Here is an 18,568-nt window from a genome sequence, read left to right as displayed (position 1 = left end):
TCCTACCCGACAATGGGACGCTCCTCGGGCAGTTCGTAGCGCCGGCCGCGGTCACGCAGCGCCAGCGCGGTGGCCAGGGTGATCGGGCCCAGCCGCCCGATGAACATCAACACGATCAACACGATAAGCCCCGGACCGGGGATATCGGCGGTGATACCGGTCGACAGACCGACTGTCCCGAACGCCGACACCGCCTCGAACAGCACCGCATCCAGGTCCATCCCGGTGATCACCAGCAGGGAGAGCGTGCCGATCACCACGGCACCGACACCGAGCAGGGCCACCGTGATCGCCTGACGCTGCACCGGTGCGGCCAACCGCCGCCCCATCACATGCACCGTCGGCTCGCCCCGCACCTCGGCCATGATCACAAACGCCAGCAACGCGAACGTGGTCACCTTGATCCCGCCGGCAGTACCCGCACTGCCACCACCGACGAACATCAGCACATCGTTGACCAGCAACGTCGCCGAATGCATGGACCCCACATCCAGCGAATTGAAGCCCGCGGTACGAGGCGTGAGCCCGTGAAAGCCACCCACCAGCAACTTGTGCGTAGTACCCAGCGGCCCTAAAGTGCCCGGATTCGTCCACTCGAACGCGATCACCGCAACCACCCCCACCGCACTCAGCAGGGCGTAGGTGACCAGCGTGATCCGAGTGTGCAGCGACCACCGCCGCCATTTCTTGCCCGGTATCCGTTGCCGGCGCAGTGACCGGGTGACCTCGAAGATCACCGGAAACCCCAAGCCCCCGACGACCAGGGCCAGTGAGATCGGCACGATGATCCACGGGTCGGTGGCGAACCCCATCAGACTGTCCGAATACAGCGCGAACCCGGCGTTGTTGTACGCCGACACCGCGTGGAACACCCCGAGATACACCCCGTGCCACCCGCGCTGGTCGTAGCCGATCATGAACCGCGCCGCGAGTGCGACCGCCACCAGCGCCTCGACCAGCAGGCTCATCCGGATGACCCCGATGACCACCCGCCGGCTTTCTCCCAGCCGCACCGTTTTGGTTTCCGTTTGGGCGATGAGCTGCATTCGCAGGCCCATTCGGCGCGCCACCAGCAGGCCTAGCAGTGAGGCCAGGGTCATGATCCCGAGCCCGCCGATCTGGATCAGCGCGAGGATCACCAGTTCCCCGAACAATGACCAATGACCTTCGGTGTCCACGACCACCAGCCCGGTCACACACACCGCCGATACCGCGGTGAACAACGCCGTGACCGGGTCCGTAAAGGTTCTTGACTCCGACGAGATCGGGAGTATCAACAGAAGGGTGCCCACCACGGTGGCTGCGCCGAAGCCGAACACCACCAACCGTGCGGGATGCCGCGGTTGCCGCAACCAGCTGCCGAGCCGGCGCGCCGCCGCGCTGCCGGGCAGCGTGCGAGCAGCGCCGGGGGGCGTGCGTGAAGTACTCAGGGGCATTCCTCGGGCCGGGCTGGGCGGCATGGTGGCCGCCGCCGCTGACGGGTGGACCCGCCGGAAGCTACTGCCATCCCTGGGTGAGTGCAAGACTGCTGGCCCACCGTGCCGGGCGCGCCACGCATGGGCCGCAATTCGGTGGTGCCGAGCTGCTACCGTGTTCGGCGGTGTGCCGGGAAGCCTGGTCGGTGAGCATTATCGTGCTGCGACCAGGGAGATACCGTGAACCGCTGCTGTACGGCCCGCCCGTACCACTCGACCCGGCCGGGCTGGACAGCAAACGGGTCGGCCTCGCGGTGATTTTCCCGGCACGGGCGCCTGCCCGCTCCCGCGCGGCGCGGGCCGCATCCAGGTTGGTCGGGATCGTTCGCATCCCCGAACACACGCCCAGCCCCGTTCGCGCGATCGGCCTGCGCCTCGGGTACGCACTCGCCGCCCTGGCCGCCACAGTGCTGGTCGTCTACCTCGGACGAGAGGGCTACACCGACGCCGCCGACGGTAAAGTTTCGCTTCTCGACTGTGCCTACTACGCGACCGTGTCCCTGTCGACCACCGGCTACGGAGACATCGCGCCGATCACCGATCACGCGCGTCTGGTCAACACCTTCGTCGTCACACCGCTACGCGTGTTCTTCCTCATCGTGCTCGTCGGCACCACCCTCTCGGCGCTCACCGAGAGCTCCCGCCAAAACTTCCGCATCCAACGCTGGCGCCACCGCGTCCACGACCACACCATAATCATCGGCTACGGAACCAAAGGGCGCACCGCCGCCCAAGTCCTGCTCGCTGCCGACATTCCGCCCACCTCCATTGTGGCAATCGATCCCAACCCACTCGCCATCGACGCCGCCGCCAGCCACGGGCTCGTCACCCTGCACGGCCCCGCTACAGCGGACACCCTGCGCCTGGCCTGCCTCCCACGCTGCCGATCGGTCATCATCGCCACCGACCGCGACGAAACCACAGTGTTGGCTACCCTCACCGCCCGCCGGCTGGCACCTCGCGCAACCATCACCGTCGCCGCCCGTGAAAGCGAAAACATCAATCTCCTGCACCAGGCCGGAGCCAACAGCGTGCTCACCTCCTCCGAAACCGCCGGACGACTCCTGGGCTCGGCCACCCACCACCCGCACACCGTCCAACTCGTCGAAGACCTCCTCACCCCCGGCAGCGGATTCACCCTCGCCCAACGCTCGCCCCACCCCCACGAAATCGGCCACGACCCCCGCACACTGCCCGACCTCGTCGTCAGCATCGTCCGCGACCAGCACCCACACCCACTCGACACCCCCGCCACCTACACCATCCGCCCCGGCGACCAACTCCTCTACCTCCGGCGCATCGCCACCCCCGCCACTCCACTGCCACCCCGCCGCGGTCAGCCGTAGCCGGCCACACACGCGACGCCGGGTTTCCGAGAAGGCCGTTCCGGCCGTGTGGCGCGGATACCGGGTGCGACCGGTCAGTGCAGTCCACCTTGGACAGCTGTACCCCAAAAATTTCAGTAGGTATTGAAACATTTGATACAATCTGCTGTGCAATCACTTTCGTGACAGGAACGAGCGGAATGACCTCCTCCCCGCAGCGCACGGCACGGCACGAGTACGCCGACGAGATCGGCTTGTATTACGAGGAACGCGGGCTGCCGCGCATCGCGGGACGCATCCTGGGCTGGCTGCTGGTCTGTGAGCCACCGCATCAGTCCGCCGACCAGCTCGCTGCGGAACTGGGGGTGAGCCGGGGCTCGGTCAGCATGTCGATGAAGCTGCTCCGCGCCAACGAGGTCATCGAGATCGCCGCCTTTCCCGGAGACCGCCGTACCTACTACCGGCTGCGCGCCGGCTTCTGGCTGGAGGAAGCGAGCCAGAAGGCCCGCCAAGCCGCCGAATGGGTCAAAGTCGCCGAGCGCGGTCTCGATCTGCTCGCCGATTCCCCACCCGAATCGCAGCGCCGCCTGCACGAAGCCCGCGAGATGTATTCCTTCCTTGCCGAGCAGTACGCCCGGATCGAAGTCTTATGGCACGAACGCCAGGCGAACGCATCGGACCGTCCCTGATCGAGATCGGAACAACGCCAGTCATGAGTCACGTCATCGAAATCGACGGCCTCACCTTCACCTATCCCAAATCTGCCGAGCCGGCAGTCTGCGGTATCGATGTCACCGTCGAGACCGGGGAGATCTTCGGTTTTCTCGGTCCGTCGGGTGCCGGGAAGTCCACGACGCAGAAGATCCTCACCGGCCTGCTGACCGGCCACGGCGGCCGGGTGTCGGTGTGGGGCAAGGAGCCCGCCGCGTGGAAATCCGAGTACTACCAGCGGATCGGGGTGTCGTTCGAGCTGCCGAACCACTACCTCAAGCTCACCGGGCGGGAGAATCTGGAGTTCTTCGCTTCGCTGTACGAGGGGCCGACCGAAGATCCGATGCAGCTATTGGAACGTGTCGGGCTCGCCGAGGCCGCCGATACCCGGGTTGCCAAGTACTCCAAAGGAATGCAGATGCGCCTGGTATTCGTTCGGGCCCTGTTGCACCGCCCGCAATTGCTGTTCCTGGACGAACCGACCTCCGGGTTGGACCCGGCGAACGCCCGGATCGTCAAGGACATCATCACCGAACTACGGGCCGACGGTCGCACGGTCTTCCTGACCACCCATGACATGTCCACCGCCGACCAGTTGTGCGATCGGGTGGCTTTCGTCGTGGACGGCAGGATCGCCGCACTGGCCTCACCCACCGAACACAAACTGTCCCGCCACCGCCGGCAGGTCACCGTCACCTACCGTTCGGGCTCTGCTCTGGAACACAAAGACTTTCCACTGGACGGGCTGGGTGACGACGCCGCCTTTCTCGCACTGCTGCGCGAGCAGCACATCGAATCGATGCACAGTCAGGAAGCCAGCCTCGACGATGTGTTCATCGACGTCACCGGCAGGGGCCTGAAATGAGCGCTTCCACCACATTGCGGCAGGCCTTCGTCCTCGACCTGCGGCTGCAGGTCAAGTACGGCTTCGTCTATGCGGCCGTGTTCTCCGCTCTGGTATGGGAGGTCTTCCTGTATCTCGTACCCGCCGATCTTCATCCGGTGGTGCTGCCGTATGTCGTCTTCGGTGACCTCGCCATCGTGGGATTCTTCTTCATCGCCGCGGCGGTGTATTTCGAACGCGGTGAGCGCACCTTGTTCGCCCTGCTGGTGACACCGATGCGGTTCCGCGACTACTACACCGCCAAACTGGCCGTCCTGACCCTGTTGAGCCTGCTGCTCTCCCTGGTCATCGCGATTTCGGGGGTCGGCGCGGACTTCGATCCGGTGGCGTTGACCGTCGGAGTCGTCCTGTGCACGGTGCTGTTTTTGATGGGCAGCTTCGTCTCGGCTACTCCGTTCGAGAACGTCTCCGAATGGATCATGCCCTCCACGGTGGTTCTCACGGTCCTGTCGGTGCCGCTGTTGAACTACTCGGGACTGTGGAACAGCTACCTGACCTACCTCGTGCCCACCCAGGGCCCACTCATGCTGCTCGGCACCGCTTTCGACCAGGCCACACTGGCACCGTGGCAACTGGCCTACGCCACGATCTACCCGCTCGCGTCGATCGGTGTGCTCGGTGTGGTCTCGGCCCGCATGTTCGATCGGCACATCGTCGCCTCGCAGGGAAAGGAATGACATGGCCGCTGTAATGGCCGCCTACGGCCGCAACGATCTGCGCAACATCCGCCGCGACACCCTGCTCATCGGCGTTTCACTCGGCCCGCTCGGCTACGCACTGGCCATGTGGTTCGTCCCGGCTCTCACTCGCTACCTCGATCAGCAGCACAATTTCGATCTGTTGCCCTACCACACCATCATCGTCTCCGGATTCGTGTTGATCGCCCCCTGCGCGGTACTCGGCTTCATCTGCGCCATGATCCTCATCGAGGAAAAGGACCAGCGCACACTGGCCGCATTGCGGGTGACTCCGGCGCCGCCCATGAGCTATCCGCTCTACCGGGCAGTGACGACTACCCTCGCCACGGCGGTATCGCTGACCGTCGCGTTGTGGCTCACCTTCCTGGTACCCGCCGATCTGATCCTCACCGCGATCCCCGTCACCCTCCTCTGCGGAATGAACGCGACCCTCATCGGCCTGATGCTGGCTGCCCTCGCCCGGAACAAAGTAGAGGGAATGGCCCTTGTGCGCGGGCTCGGCGGTGTTCTCGTCGGACTGCCCCTGATCCCGTACTTCTTCGACGACAACCCCTTCATGCTCCTGTTCGGGCTGTTGCCGACCTACTGGCCGGCCAAGGCTTACTGGGAGGCCGCCGACGGCGGCACCATGTGGCCGTACATCCTGATCGGCGCCGGCTATTGCGGCCTGCTGTGCTGGTGGTTTCTTCGGCGACTCGGACACCAGAAATACTGAACGTTTCGGTACTAGGTACCGAAACGGCGGAACAGGCCGATATCGGCCGGTTCGACGCGCCGAGGACGGGCACAGCGGTCACCGAGTGGTGAGTCAGACGCGGCGCGGCGTGGGAACCGCCGCGCTCCGCAGGATAAGCAGTAGGGCCAGTATCAGGTACGCTCCGGCAATCGCGAGGTTGAGCATGCCTTGGCCGGTCTGGCCCTGCTCGAAACGGTCGAGCGCGGCAATGGTGATCACGCCGGAACCGAAGAGGTAACCGACCGTCAGAGCGGGTACGGCGATGCGGATGGGGAGCACCGCGCCTACCAGGAGCAGCAGTGAGAACGCGGTATCGGGAATGGCGAGCTATGCCCGCACCGCTGTGGCGGCGACTCACTGCACCGGACGGCAACCCCATCTGGGCGTGGCAACCACCGGCTCTGCCGGCCGCGCCCATTCGGTGAACTCGGCGGGCCCGTTCACTGCCTGCCTTCTCGTTCGTCCTCGAAGTCGATACACTTGTATTGTTTGCGATACAAGCGTATCGTCCGGGTATGGATTCGGTATTCGGCGCCCAGGGACGCGCCCCGCAGGACCTGACGGCACGGGCCCGGATCAGAGACGCCGCCTTGGAGCAGTTCGCCGAACACGGCGTGAAAGGCGCCACGATGCGAGGGATCGCGGAAGCAGCCGGTGTGTCACTCGGGCTCGTGCAGCACCATTTCCGGACCAAGGACGTGCTGCGGCAAGCCTGCGACGATGTCATCGTCGAGAAGTTCCGCCGGGAGCTCACCCGTAGCGCTGCCGAAGACACCCTCGGCACACCGGGCCCGATGACCGACCTCTACACGACCAGCGGGCCACTGCTGCGCTATCTCGCACGGGCGATGATCGACGGTTCGATCGCGGCGGCCGAGGTATTCGACGAACTCACCGCGGGTGCCGAAGATTTCCTCAGCCACACCTGGCCGGACCGCTTCCCGCCGGGCTCGGCACGGGTCCGCGACGCAGCTTCGGTGATGGCCGCCATGCACAGCGGCACAGTCGTACTCCACGATCACCTCGCCAGGCGATTCGGCGTGGACCCGCTCGACAGTGCACATGCGACCCGCATCGGGGAGGCGATGCTGGACCTCTACGCGGCCATGGGCGAATTCGCCACCTCACCGACCGCCCGACGAATCCGGGAATCCACCGCGACATATCACGACAACCTCGGCCACCACCCCGGAGGGCAGCAATGACAATGCAATCCATCGATCACCTCACACCTCTGGCGAAAACTCTGCTGATCACGTTGAAAGGCCGGGCCCTCGACAGCGCGGAGAAGAAACCCATCCTGAGCGACGACCTGGCAGCCGACCTCGTCCGCCGGCTCGACTACGACCTCGACACGGTCAAGCTGACACTCGGCGTTCCGGCCGCGATCGCGATACGCAGCAGCATGCTCGACCGAGCCGTTCGCAACTACATACACGATCACCCCGACGCCGTGGTTGTCGAACTCGGCTGCGGCCTCGAAACCCGCATGAACCGCCTCGATCCGCCCGAAACCGTCGACTGGTTCGACATCGACTTCCCCGAGGTCATCGAGCTACGGAAAGCCCTGCTGCCGCAGCGAACCAACGCCCACCAGATCGGCATCTCACTACTCGAGCCGACCTGGACCGACACGATCCCCGCCGCCCGCCCGACGGTCCTCGTTGCCGACGGAGTGCTCGGATTCCTCACCGAATCCGACAACAGACAGATACTCACCCACATCACCGATCACTTCACCGGCAGCGGCGAGCTGGTCTTCAACGCCTACACCAAACTTGCCGCCCGTATGAACGGCCGCTACACGAAGGTCGTGGGAATGCCCGCCGACTATCGCGGTTTCGGAATCAGCGAGCCACGCGACGTTGTTGCCCTCAATCCCGGACTCACTTTCGTCGAAGAGCAATTCGGAGACGCCTCCCCAGAAGCCGGGCAACTCAACATCGGCTACCGTCTCCTCGCCGCGCTGTTCGCCCGCTGGCGAGCACAAGCCCGCCGCGGCGTCTGGGTGGTTCGCTACCGCTTCTGACCCGAAATCGACAACTCCTCCTACTCCGCTTGTTCAGGTGGTTCCACGCCGGCGGAGACGCGCTTTACTGCAGGGCCTGGTAGCCGCCGGTCCTGGCGCTGTGCGGGAATTGGTTTCCTGGCGGTCTGTGTGGGGACGCCGAGGTTTACGCGAAGGCTCGAGTCTGGTGCCCTCCCGCCGGCGCAGCCCTATCCCGGATCTCGATGTGCGGCGATCAGTCGGCGGTCAAGCCGGTTGGCGTCCATGAGCGTGGTCGGGTAGGCGGCGTCCGGGCCGGATCGATCGGCGCTCGGGGAGCTCCTTCAGCGTGCAGCAGGATCAGTGCGGGCTTGGAGTCGTCGCCGGCGGGCAGGTACCGGGTCCGGTAGGGCCTGCTTGGATGAAGCCCTGGCTGAATTCGACTTGGTTCAGGTCGTCCCAGACGCTGGTGTAAGGCCGTGTCACGGGTTCTCTCCCTCGACTGTTGCGATGCCGGAGGTGGATGTGGCGTCGTCGGCGGTGACGTGCGGGACGGCGATCGGCACGGCCTTGGTGTTGTACTGCGATGCGATTGTGTCGGTCACATTGTGTCCACTGGCCGCGGATCGGTCGAGAATCATGGTGAGCGCGTTCTCGAGGCTGGTGAGTGCTTCGGTGTCGTCCCAGATCGGGGCGCTGTGCCGCCAAGCGATGTAGCCGTCGGGACGCACGAGCAGAGCGCCGGCTTCGTCGATCTCACGGACCTGCCGCCAGTAACCGTAGGGGTCGATGGTGCCGGGCTCGCCGACAACGACGGTCCGCAGGTACGGAACATCGAGCTTGGTGGCGGCGCGTTTCCATGCCTGGCCGCCGAGGCCGGTGAGTAGGGTCATCTGTCCTTTGCCCGTGATGTCGAGCGTGGACACGCGGGTGCCGTCGGCGCCGACGAGCCACGCATGGGGGAGCTTCGCGCCGGGCCGGGTGGTGGCCTGCAGGTACAGCTCTCGGTCGCGCGGCCACACCTCGTCACCGGCGTCGGCGTCCTGGACGATCGCGGACGAGGTGTAGCGCTGGTTGAGTTCGACGCCGTGGGCGTTGAACTCGGTGTTCTTGATCTGCAAGGCCTCGTACAGCCGCTCGCGCAGAGCAACACCCTCCGGAGATGGTTCCTTGAGCTTCTCGAGCCCGGCGGCGACCGGGTCGGCGCTGTCGTTGTCGAACCATTCGCGCAGCCCGCCGTAATCCCTGCGGGACTGGTTGGCTCGGGCGACGATCTGTTTGCCGACGGGGACGCGTTCGGGGGAGTAGGACTCGAGCAGTCCCGGCCCCGCGTAGCCCTTGACGACGTACGCGATCTTCCACGCGAGGTTGAACGCGTCCTGCATCGATGTGTTCGACCCCAGCCCACTGGTTGGAGGATGGCGGTGCACGGCGTCACCGCCGCAGAACACCCTGCCGGACTGATAGTGCTCGGCCCACTGCTGATTGACATACCAGAAGGACCGGGACACGATGTCGATCTCCAGGTGCGGGTCGCCCACGAGGGTACGGATCTGTTCGAGGACCACGTCATCGGAGACATCCGGTTGTCCCTGCGTCATGTCGAAGCCCCAGCCGGCGATCCACTGATCCCATGGCCTGACAGCCCGGAGCAGGCCCATCCCGATTTCACCGAAACCGGCCTTCGAGTTCATGATCCAGTGCAGAATGCTCGGCCGGTGCGCGACGTACTCGCTCAGGTCGGCATCGAACCGGATGTATGCGGTGCCGGCGCGGGCGAGCTCACCCTCGAACGGAAGGCCGATCTCCTCGGCGACTTTCGACCGGGCACCGTCGAATCCGAGCAGGAAGCGCGCTCGCTGTTCGAACTCGGCCCCGGAGCGAACGTCCCGGAACCGGACGGTCACGCCGTCGTCGTCCTGGGTGTGGCCGAGGTACTCGGTGTGGAAGCTGATGACCGCGCCGCGCTCGGCGGCGTTCTTGATCAGCACCGGCTCCATCAGCGGTTGCGGGATGTCGAGCATCGTGCAGGGACTACCGGACAGGTAGTCGCCGTAGCGGAGGTCGCCGGTGCCCCAGGTCTGCATCCGGACGATCTCTTCTCCGGCGAGACTGGTGGTGAACAGTGTGTCGCCCATCTGGTCCCACGGCGTCGCATACTTGCGGGCCTCGTCCTCGACGCCGAGATCGCGCAGGACTTCTACCGCACGCTGGTTGGTGATGTGCGCGCGGGGCGAGTTCGCAACCCAGGGAAACATCGAGACGGCGTGGACGCGGATGCCATAGGTGGCAAGGGCGATAGCCGCAGTGCCACCAGCGGGGCCGAGTCCGACGATGACGACATCGGTGTCGTAGCTGCCAGGGGAGTGGGCGTTCATTTCTGTCATCACTTCACTTATCGAGGACACGCACGGGATCTGCGCTGTCCATGTTTGTAACCGGCGAATCCGGAAGTCGTCGGTGTGCGGGGTGGAAGCTCCTGATCTCGAACGAGTTGGCGTGCAGTGCCCTTCCAACCCGGGTGACCGACGAGCAAGATCACCGAGACGATCGAGATCGCGGAGACGATCAAGCGGTGGCCACGTTCGAATTGCTCGAGTTCGTCGAGTTGGCGAGGGTGGGTGGCGCCCATGCCGAGCCGACCAGATGCGTGAGGGTGAAGCTGATCGACATCCCGCTGTAGTCGACATCGGAATCGAACGCCATCGAGTACAGCGAGCTGGTGACATCGGCCGCCGGTGGCATCGCGATGCCGAACACCAGAGCTTGGGTGAGCAGGAAGGCCCACAGGTTACCGGTGTTGACCAGGGCGAACGCGGGTCCGATCGCCACGGGTCTTGCATGTGTCCGGTGCGTCTGCGCGGAAACTCCTACCGTGACATCACCTCATCCGAGACACCGCTCCACCCGGTAATAGGCGGATAGGCGTGGGGATCGCAGAGGATCTCCACCAGGGTGGGTTTGCCGGATGCGACCGCCTTTGCGAGCGCATCACCTACCTCGTGCGCATCGGTGACACGGATACCGTCTGCGCCGCACGCCATCGCGATGGCGGCGTGATCCACTGTGGCGAAGTCGACGGCGCTGGTGTACTCACCGAACTGAACCAACTCCACGTGCTTCTGAAACCCAAGGATGCCGTTGTTCAGCAGCACAACAACCACCGGAAGGTTCTCTCGCACTGCGGTTTCGAACTCGGACCACACATGCCCGAAACCGCCGTCGCCGGTGAGGCAGAGCACGTTCGAATCAGGGCGAGCTACCTTGGCTCCGAGTGCCAACGGCATACCCCAGCCGAGGCCGGCGAGTCCACGGGGGGAGAGAAATCGCTGTCCCGGGCGGCGGGAGCGAAGGTAGTTTCCCATCCAGATGCTGGAATAGCTCGCGTCCGCAGTCACGATGGTTTCGCCGTCCTCGAGCAATTTGTTGATCTGGTGGGCGACGAGCTCTGGGCGTACAAGTCCTGGGCCGGGTGTGACAAGGTCGTTGACGGCGTTGACGTGACGGGTGCGGGCCTCAGCGATCTGCTGACGAACCGAACCCGCGCCGGCCTTCCGCTTGCCGAGGTCCCGGTCCTCGAGTGCTTCGAGGAGGTCGGTCAGTGCAAGCCGCGCGTCTCCGACGACGCGGATCGCCTCGTAGTTCCGGCCTACTTCATTCGAGTCGACGTCGATGTGGACGATGCGAGTGTTCTCGGAGATCAAACTCCACGCATCGGTCCCGTTCTCATTGGTACGGGTACCGACGAGGACGAGAACGTCAGCATCGGTGACCATCGACCGCAAGTGGTGGGTGGCGCCTGTGGGGCCCATGTAATTACCGACGACTCCCAGCGACAGCGGATGCCGCTCGTCCACGGATCCCTTACCCATGTTCGTCGTGGCGACCGGCAACGATACGCGTTCCTGCAATTGCGCGAGAATCTCGGCGGCGCCGGACAGATGGACTCCGCCGCCCGCCACGACCAATGGCCGTTCGGCAGCGGCGATCGCGTTGGCCGCCTCCTCGATTCTGTCCGCTGCGGGCCGGACCGGATCGAGCGGAAACCGTCCGAGCACTGCTGTCCGGCGTCCGGTGTTGGCGGCCGGCTCGAGCAGGATGTCGCGGGGCAGCATGAGTACTGCGGGGCCTGGACGCCCCGATGTTGCCGCAGTGACCGCCATGTCCACGTAGTCGTCGACACGGGCCGGATCGTCGAGGACCCGTAGCCACTTGGAGCACGAGCGGAAGAGGTCGGTGTGGTCGAATTCCTGGAATGCGTTACGGTCGCGGTTGCCGCGAGGAACGTCCTGTACAAGCGCCAGAACCGGAACAGATGCTTTCGTCGCCTCGGCCAGGGGCGGGACGAGCAGAGTGGCGGCAGGCCCATTCTGCGCCGCCACCACCGAGATTGTATTGGAGACGCGAGCGTACCCATCCGCCATTGTGCCAGCGGCGTTTTCAGTACGGTACGCGATCTGTCGGATCCCGAACTTCGGGGCGGCCAGCATCAGCGCGGACGGCAGACTCTGGCCGAAGATGACGGTGATGCCGTGCCTCTGCAGGGCGGCCGCCACAGCTTCTGCGACCGTGAGTGAAGGTCGGTGAGGTTGCTCAGACACGTGATTGCCCTTCGTCAAAGTTGTCCGGCGTATTGCCTGCACTCAGCCTGCGGCAGCATTCCCCGCGGCGTCCAATAGGACTCTTTGCGATCGCGAGAAGCAATGTTTATCGTCGTGGGTGTGAATCTCCGGCGGCTCGAGTACTTTGTGGTGCTGGCGAGGGAGCTGCATTTCGGTCGCGCCGCCGAACGGCTGCACCTGGCTCAGCCGGGACTGTCCCAACAAATCAAGGTATTCGAGAAAGAGTGCGGCGTTCAGCTGTTCGTGCGGAGCTCACATGGTGTACAGCTGACCGAGGCCGGGCAGGTACTGCTCGATGAGGGGCCGGCCATCCTCAGCCAGGTAGAGCGCACCCTCGACCGGGTACAAGCGGCCGGACAGGGCCACACCGGCTCTTTGCGGGCCGTCCTGACCCGGTCGGTTGCGTTCGGTCTGCCCGACACGATCGTCACGGTCTTCCGAGAACGCCATCCTGCCGTGGAAGTCACTACCGATGTCGCGTGGACCGCTCGAAACGTGGACATGCTCCGTGCCGGTGAAGTGGACGCAGCCTTCGTCCGACTCCCTCTTCTCAATGCTTCCGACCTGGGAATACTGGTGCTGGGAGACACCGAGGCGGTGGTGGCGTGCCCCGCCGGTCACCCGTTGGCGGCGAAGCACCGAATCGAGCGCGACGACCTGCGCGACCAAATCCTCATCAGCTGGCCGCGAGCACAAGCACCCGGGTATTTCGACGAAATGCACCGCGTCATCTTCGGTGGCACGCCTCCATCGAAGGTTCTGTGGGAGCCAGACCCCGAACACCTGCTCGCTGCCGTCGACTCCGGTCGCGGAGTGAGCGTCGTCGACAGCGAGCGGGCATCGACCCTGCGTTCCGATCGCGTGGTCATCCGCAAATTCGCTTCGCCGACACCGAGGTTCGAATTCGGGGTGGCGTGGAATGCGCGCAGGGAAGAACCAGTGCTGTCCGCTTTCCTCCAAGTGTGCCGCGAGCTGTCGGGCAGCGGCGATCACTAACGCTTATCACCGAGCGTCAGAGTTGTATTGGACGCAGATCTTCACGGCGTGATGCCCTTGGTGCATGGAATTCAGCGATTGCAGCGGAGGTTGTACGTCATGAAGGTACTGGTCATGGGGGGTACTCGATTCGTCGGGGTCCTCGCTGTACGGCGGTTGCTGGACGCCGGACACGAGGTGACGGTGTTCCACCGCGGAAGCCGTCAACCCGACTGGACCGGACACGTGCGCTCCGTCCTCGGAGACCGCAACAACCCCGCAGACCTGGCTGGCTTGGCAGCGGGCCGCTTCGACACCGTGCTGGATCTTTCCGCCTACACCGGCGACCAGACTGCCTCTCTGCTCGCAGCCCTTCCGGATGTCGGACGCTGGGTGCACTGCTCAACCGTGAATGTGGTGCGGCCGAGCCCCGTTCTGCCGTGGCCGGAGGAGATCGATTACGGCCCGCACGCCCTCTGGGGGGACTACGCGATCGACAAGATCGCCTGTGAGCGCAGCATCCAGAACGCGCGTGCAGGTGCACACTCGGTCATCATTCGCCTACCCCTGGTCCTGGGACCACTGAACTTCATCCCCCGCGAAGAATTCGTCCTCAACCGAATCCTCGACGGTGCCCAGATCCTGCTGCCCGGGGACGGGCAGGCGGTTCATCAATACATCTACCGAGACCACGCAGCCGAGGCGCTCGCCCGCGCTGTCGACCTGCGGGGAAAAGGATTCGACGTATACAACGTCGCCTCCAAGAGGTGCAACACCTCGCTCGAAGGATTTGTGGACGTCTGCGCCGAAATCCTGGGTCGTCCGGCGGACACCCGCACCGTCGGCGGTGGCCCGACAGGAGAGGACCGAGCCACCTTCGACAACGCTGACTGCGTGTTCCCGTTCAGCAACGAGAACACAATCTTGGCGATCGACAAGGCGGAGCGGGCCGGTCTGGTGTCACCGTTCATGGACATCCGGGAGATGATCGCCGCCGCATACGACGCCCTCCTTACGCACCCCGAGCGCCGGCAATGGACACGCACCGACGCTGAACAGCGGGTTCTCGCGCGACTGGACACGGTGGAGGCCAGATCGTGACGGCGCTCGGACCCACCCGGGCTTGCGAGGTCGGCGAGCACACGCTCAATGTCGTCGACGTCGGCGCCGGACCTGCAATCGTGCTGCTGCACGGGGCGGCACCCGGAGCCTCCGCGGCAGGTACCTGGACTGGCCTCGCGCCCCTGCTCGCACGATCGCACCGGGTCATTGCGCCCGACTTCCTCGGCTTCGGCGGCTCGGACAAACCGCTCGGCCAGCCCTACGGAGTCGATCTGTGGACGCGGCAGACACTGGCACTCGCCGACACCCTGGACCTGGAGCAGTTCAGTGTTGTCGGAAACTCGCTCGGTGGCCGCGTAGCCCTGCAACTTGCGCTGGATGCGCCGAAGCGGATCGAACGGCTCGTGGTGATGAGTACCCGCATCGCACCCTCCACATCGCCGGCGCAGAAGTTACTGCGGGACTATCGGCCTGACCGCGACTCGATGCGAGAGCTGTTGCGCGAGTGCTTCGCCTACGACGCGGATTCCGTCACCGACCGACTGGTCGAGGCACGCTACACACTCAGCGCCCAACCGGGTGCGCACGAGGCGATCCAGACCTTCTTCGGCGCCGGTGGATCGGCACCGGAGGAATTCGAGCGTGACGTGTCCACAATCCGACATCAGGCACTGGTACTGCACGGTCGACACGACAAGGTTGTGCCCGTGTCGAACGGCATCCGCCTAGCCGAGTTGATGTCCCACGCCGAACTGCACGTCTTCGCTGACGCCGGCCACTGGTTTCCCGCCGAGCGTGCCCACGAGTTCCACTCCCTGGTCACCGAATTCTTCTCGGGAAAACCCGCCCACACGGAAGCAGCTGTCCTGCCCGGCTGAGCCAGGAGGAGCGCCGCCGCCGGCTACATCTCACGCACAGGAGTCCACCATGGACCTCGACGCTCGCAGTACCGCCATCGTTGCCATCCATTGCCAAGGCGACGTGGTCGACCCGACCGGAGCGCTTGCCGGGCTGTTCTCGCAACAGATCCGGGAACGAAACGTGATCGATCGAATCGGCACGGTGCTCGACGCGGGCCGTCGGACGGGATGCACGGTCGTCTACACCCGAATCGCCTTCCGACCCGGCTACTCCGACCTGATTGCCAATTCCCCGATCCTTACCGAGATTCCCAAGCTGGGATGCATGCAGGACGGGTCATCGTCGACCGAAATCATCACCGAACTCGAGCCAAATCCCACCGACATCCTCATCACTCACAAACGCGTCGGCGGATTCACCGACGAGCTGCACTCGGTGTTCACCGCACGGGGAATCACCACAGTGTTGTTCAGCGGCGTCGCGACCAACGTTTCGGTCGAAAGCACCGCCCGCGCGGCCACCGACCGTGGGTACCGAGTGGGCATCATCGACGACGCCTGCTCGGCGGCCACACCCGAAGCACACACCGCCGCCATCGCGTCCCTGAGCGTGCTCGCCACCATCACCTCCGTCGACGAGGTCATTAGATCGCTGACTGCGATCGCACGGCGTTGACGCATCACCACATCGAACTACCGCCAACGGCGGTCGCAGAAACTACAGGAGTAAGCCATGACGACATTGAAGTCGGGTGCCCGTCTTGCCGGCGTTGCCCTCTCCCACAGTCCACAGATGCTGGCCGACACCGAGCATTCGCAGGGCCTCCAGTTCCGTGCCGCGATCTCCGCCGCGGCACGCGCGACTCAGGCCTACGACCCCACCCTGGTCGTCTACTTCGGGCCCGATCACATGCGGGCGCTGGCCGGAATCGCGCCGGCTTTCACCACCGTCGAACAGGCGTCGGGCTACGGCGACTGGAACACCGCGAACAGTCGCTACGACATTCCCGCACAGCTGGTTCGGGATTACGTCCAGCACTCGACAGCCCGCGGCGTCGAGGTTGCATTCGCTCATGAGCTCAAGCTCGATCACGGTTTCAGCCAATCGACCACTGACCTGTTCGGACGGCTCGACGCGGTCCCGATGCTCCCCATCATCATCAACTGCATCGATCGCCCCTTGGCCGCCATGTCGCGGGTCATCGAACTCGGACGAATCACCCGTGAGTTCCTCGACACCGCCACCTCTGCGGACGACCGTGTGCTCGTGATCGGCTCGGGCGGACTCTCGCACTCACCGCCCTCCCTCATTCCTGGAGCCGACAAGCTCCCCGAAGCGGAACGCCAGGCGCTGATCACCAACAATATGGCCAAAGCTATCGATGCCATCCGGCCCGAGTGGGACAGACACATGTTGTCTCTCCTCGCCGACGGCGACCTCGACGCCATCTCCCGGCTGACGCACGACGACATCCAGGTAGCCGGCACGGGTGCACACGAAGTGCGGACCTGGGTCGCTGTCGCTGCCACTGTAGGCCGGCCGCTCGCCACGGTGGGATACGAAACGGTCCCCGAGTGGATCACCGGCATGGGTATAGCGGCGGATCAGGAACTGGCTGTCGAGGCGAGCGTGGTGGCATAGTGACCGATACCTCCACGACCCGATTTCCCGCAACCAGCACCGACATGACGAACGCCACGATCCGTGCGGCGGCGGCGGCAATGTCAGTGTGGTCTGCGACGTCCCGGGAAGAACGATCGACTATTCTGCGTAGACTCGCCAGCGAACTCGCGGTGTCGTCAGATGACCTCGTCCCGATCACCGACGCCGAAACCGGTCTCGGTACAGGACGGTTGGTCGGTGAACTCGCTCGTACCGTGCACCAATTGCGTATGTTCGCCGACGTTGTCGATGAAGGCGCCTATCTCGAGGTGACAATCGACCATGCCGATCCGACTGCACCAGTCCCCATTGTCGGCGACATCCGTCGATGGCTGGTTCCGCTCGGTCCGGTCGCGGTGTACTCCGCAAGCAACTTTCCCTTGGCCTTCTCCGTCCTCGGAGGCGACACCGCCGCCGCCCTCGCCGCCGGATGTACGGTGGTCGTCAAGGCGCACCAGGGCCACCCCCGGACATCCGAACTCGTGCACGAGATCGCGGCTCGCGTATTCCGGGAAGCCGGGATGCCCGAGGGTGTGCTCGGACTCGTTCACGGACGCGACGCCGGTCGCACACTGATCTGCCACCCCGAGATCTCGGCCGCAGGTTTCACCGGCTCGGTCAGCGGGGGACGAGCTCTGGCCGACCTCGCACATGACCGCCCCCATCCGATTCCCTTCTTCGGTGAACTCGGCAGTCAGAACACGCTCGTCATCTCACCCGGTGCCGCCGAAACGCGCGGCGCCGATATCGCCGAGGGGCTGGCGGCATCAGTACTTCTCGGCAACGGCCAGTTCTGCACCAAACCAGGACTGGTACTTCTGCCGAACTCCGCATCGGGTCAGCGGATCCTCGAGCACCTCGCCGACAGCATCCGGACCGCATCCGTATCCCGACTACTCACCACCGCCATACAGGACGGCTTCATCTCCGGAAGTAGGGAACTGGAAGGCTCCACCGGTATCAGGCTCGTTGCCCGCGGCAACAGTGACGCCGTCGACGGGCTCGCGCCCACGCTGTGGGAGTGCGCACCCGAGCACCTCGACGGAGTCGCCCTCGAAGAATGTTTCGGACCGACAGCCGTTGTCGTCCAGTACGGAGACGAGGACGAACTTCTCGGGCTTGTACGAAAGGTCCCGCCCGCGCTGACGGCGAGCTTCCACACCGAGACCAGTGAACAGTCGCTGTCGAAGGTGCTTCTCGGGACGCTGACGCCGAAAGCCGGCCGAGTAGTTGCGAACCAGTACCCCACGGGCGTCGCCGTCACCTGGAGCATGCACCATGGTGGTCCTTCCCCGTCGACCACCGACTCCCAGCACACCTCCGTGGGCGCCACGGCGATCCGCCGGTTCCTGCGTCCCGTTGCGTTCCAGAATGTCGACCCTGCCCTACTGCCGGACGAGTTGCAGGATACGACCGAACTCGCGGTCCCACGCCGGGTCGACGGAGTACTGATTTCCTGACCCGAGCATCTCCGACGCTCAGCATCGCCGAGGTTACCGGCGATGCTCACTATCGGCCTCGTTGCGCGCCGAGCACCACCTTTATCACCG

General features: G+C 64.8%; 18 protein-coding genes and 1 pseudogene. 13 read left to right on the top strand and 6 right to left on the bottom strand.

From position 1 onward, the window contains the following. Positions 1-2: 2 nt before the first annotated feature. Positions 3-1,436, bottom strand: a complete 1,434-nt coding sequence (locus ACQEVO_RS14995; protein WP_432913375.1) for a TrkH family potassium uptake protein — start codon at positions 1,434-1,436, stop codon at positions 3-5. Positions 1,437-1,513: 77 nt separating this feature from the next. Here ACQEVO_RS14995 and ACQEVO_RS14990 point away from each other — a divergent pair, with 77 nt between their 5' ends. From ACQEVO_RS14990 to ACQEVO_RS14970, 5 genes are all read left to right on the top strand, one after another. After that, positions 1,514-2,821 carry a potassium channel family protein gene (locus ACQEVO_RS14990; RefSeq protein WP_432913373.1) on the top strand — a complete coding sequence of 436 codons (1,308 nt, stop codon included), beginning with the start codon at positions 1,514-1,516 and terminating at the stop codon, positions 2,819-2,821. A gap of 161 nt (positions 2,822-2,982) precedes the next feature. Beyond that, on the top strand, positions 2,983-3,489 hold the full coding sequence (locus tag ACQEVO_RS14985) for a GbsR/MarR family transcriptional regulator (RefSeq protein WP_432913371.1): 507 nt from the start codon (positions 2,983-2,985) through the stop codon (positions 3,487-3,489). 23 nt (positions 3,490-3,512) lie between these two features. Further along, entirely contained in the window at positions 3,513-4,376 is an 864-nt protein-coding gene (locus ACQEVO_RS14980; RefSeq protein ID WP_432913369.1) for an ABC transporter ATP-binding protein, read from the top strand. Further along, entirely contained in the window at positions 4,373-5,092 is a 720-nt protein-coding gene (locus tag ACQEVO_RS14975; RefSeq protein ID WP_432913368.1) for a fluoroquinolone export ABC transporter permease subunit, read from the top strand. Before ACQEVO_RS14980 ends, ACQEVO_RS14975 begins: the two co-directional genes overlap by 4 nt. A 1-nt stretch (position 5,093) precedes the next feature. Continuing rightward, a complete protein-coding gene (locus tag ACQEVO_RS14970) occupies positions 5,094-5,828 on the top strand; it encodes an ABC transporter permease (RefSeq protein WP_432913366.1) in 735 nt (244 codons plus the stop codon). A gap of 93 nt (positions 5,829-5,921) precedes the next feature. Here ACQEVO_RS14970 and ACQEVO_RS14965 read toward each other — a convergent pair whose 3' ends face one another. Further along, positions 5,922-6,128, bottom strand: a complete 207-nt coding sequence (locus ACQEVO_RS14965; protein WP_432913364.1) for a hypothetical protein — start codon at positions 6,126-6,128, stop codon at positions 5,922-5,924. Between the two features lie 236 nt (positions 6,129-6,364). Here ACQEVO_RS14965 and ACQEVO_RS14960 point away from each other — a divergent pair, with 236 nt between their 5' ends. Further along, on the top strand, positions 6,365-7,054 hold the full coding sequence (locus ACQEVO_RS14960; RefSeq protein WP_432913362.1) for a TetR/AcrR family transcriptional regulator: 690 nt from the start codon (positions 6,365-6,367) through the stop codon (positions 7,052-7,054). Then, positions 7,051-7,878, top strand: a complete 828-nt coding sequence (locus ACQEVO_RS14955) for a class I SAM-dependent methyltransferase (RefSeq protein ID WP_432913360.1) — start codon at positions 7,051-7,053, stop codon at positions 7,876-7,878. Before ACQEVO_RS14960 ends, ACQEVO_RS14955 begins: the two co-directional genes overlap by 4 nt. 307 nt (positions 7,879-8,185) lie before the next feature. Here ACQEVO_RS14955 and ACQEVO_RS14950 read toward each other — a convergent pair. The 4 genes and pseudogenes from ACQEVO_RS14950 to ACQEVO_RS14935 all read right to left on the bottom strand — a co-directional run. Next, positions 8,186-8,322, bottom strand: a pseudogene (locus ACQEVO_RS14950) (alpha/beta fold hydrolase); the annotation flags it as partial. Next, positions 8,319-10,223, bottom strand: a complete 1,905-nt coding sequence (locus ACQEVO_RS14945; protein WP_432913358.1) for an FAD-dependent monooxygenase — start codon at positions 10,221-10,223, stop codon at positions 8,319-8,321. The pseudogene ACQEVO_RS14950 and the gene ACQEVO_RS14945, both read right to left, overlap by 4 nt. A gap of 181 nt (positions 10,224-10,404) precedes the next feature. Then, positions 10,405-10,668: a hypothetical protein gene (locus ACQEVO_RS14940; RefSeq protein ID WP_432913357.1), complete on the bottom strand. Its 264-nt coding sequence runs from the start codon at positions 10,666-10,668 to the stop codon at positions 10,405-10,407. A gap of 38 nt (positions 10,669-10,706) precedes the next feature. Beyond that, the gene (locus tag ACQEVO_RS14935; RefSeq protein ID WP_432913355.1) at positions 10,707-12,437 is read right to left on the bottom strand and encodes an acetolactate synthase catalytic subunit; all 1,731 of its coding nucleotides are present in this window, start codon (positions 12,435-12,437) and stop codon (positions 10,707-10,709) included. A 120-nt stretch (positions 12,438-12,557) separates the two neighbouring features. Between ACQEVO_RS14935 and ACQEVO_RS14930 the strand changes: the two genes are divergently transcribed. From ACQEVO_RS14930 to ACQEVO_RS14905, 6 genes are read left to right on the top strand one after another with little or no spacing between them, the layout of a single operon-like run. Beyond that, positions 12,558-13,454, top strand: coding sequence for a LysR family transcriptional regulator (locus ACQEVO_RS14930; protein WP_432913353.1), 897 nt, complete (start codon positions 12,558-12,560; stop codon positions 13,452-13,454). A 51-nt stretch (positions 13,455-13,505) separates the two neighbouring features. After that, positions 13,506-14,534 (top strand): NAD-dependent epimerase/dehydratase family protein, encoded by a 1,029-nt coding sequence (locus tag ACQEVO_RS14925; RefSeq protein WP_432922695.1) that lies wholly within the window; start codon positions 13,506-13,508, stop codon positions 14,532-14,534. Further along, entirely contained in the window at positions 14,531-15,373 is an 843-nt protein-coding gene (locus ACQEVO_RS14920) for an alpha/beta fold hydrolase (protein ID WP_432913351.1), read from the top strand. Before ACQEVO_RS14925 ends, ACQEVO_RS14920 begins: the two co-directional genes overlap by 4 nt. Before the next feature lie 49 nt (positions 15,374-15,422). Beyond that, a complete protein-coding gene (locus tag ACQEVO_RS14915) occupies positions 15,423-16,031 on the top strand; it encodes a cysteine hydrolase (RefSeq protein ID WP_432913349.1) in 609 nt (202 codons plus the stop codon). A gap of 57 nt (positions 16,032-16,088) precedes the next feature. Continuing rightward, entirely contained in the window at positions 16,089-16,997 is a 909-nt protein-coding gene (locus ACQEVO_RS14910; RefSeq protein ID WP_432913347.1) for a 3-carboxyethylcatechol 2,3-dioxygenase, read from the top strand. Further along, the gene (locus tag ACQEVO_RS14905; RefSeq protein WP_432913346.1) at positions 16,931-18,478 is read left to right on the top strand and encodes an aldehyde dehydrogenase (NADP(+)); all 1,548 of its coding nucleotides are present in this window, start codon (positions 16,931-16,933) and stop codon (positions 18,476-18,478) included. Before ACQEVO_RS14910 ends, ACQEVO_RS14905 begins: the two co-directional genes overlap by 67 nt. Positions 18,479-18,568: the final 90 nt, after the last annotated feature.

It is taken from the genome of Nocardia sp. CA-290969 (assembly GCF_050936135.1).
Taxonomy (GTDB): Bacteria; Actinomycetota; Actinomycetes; order Mycobacteriales; family Mycobacteriaceae; genus Nocardia.
Note: the sequence above shows the minus strand (reverse complement) of the source record. Positions and strands in the feature narration are given on the sequence as shown.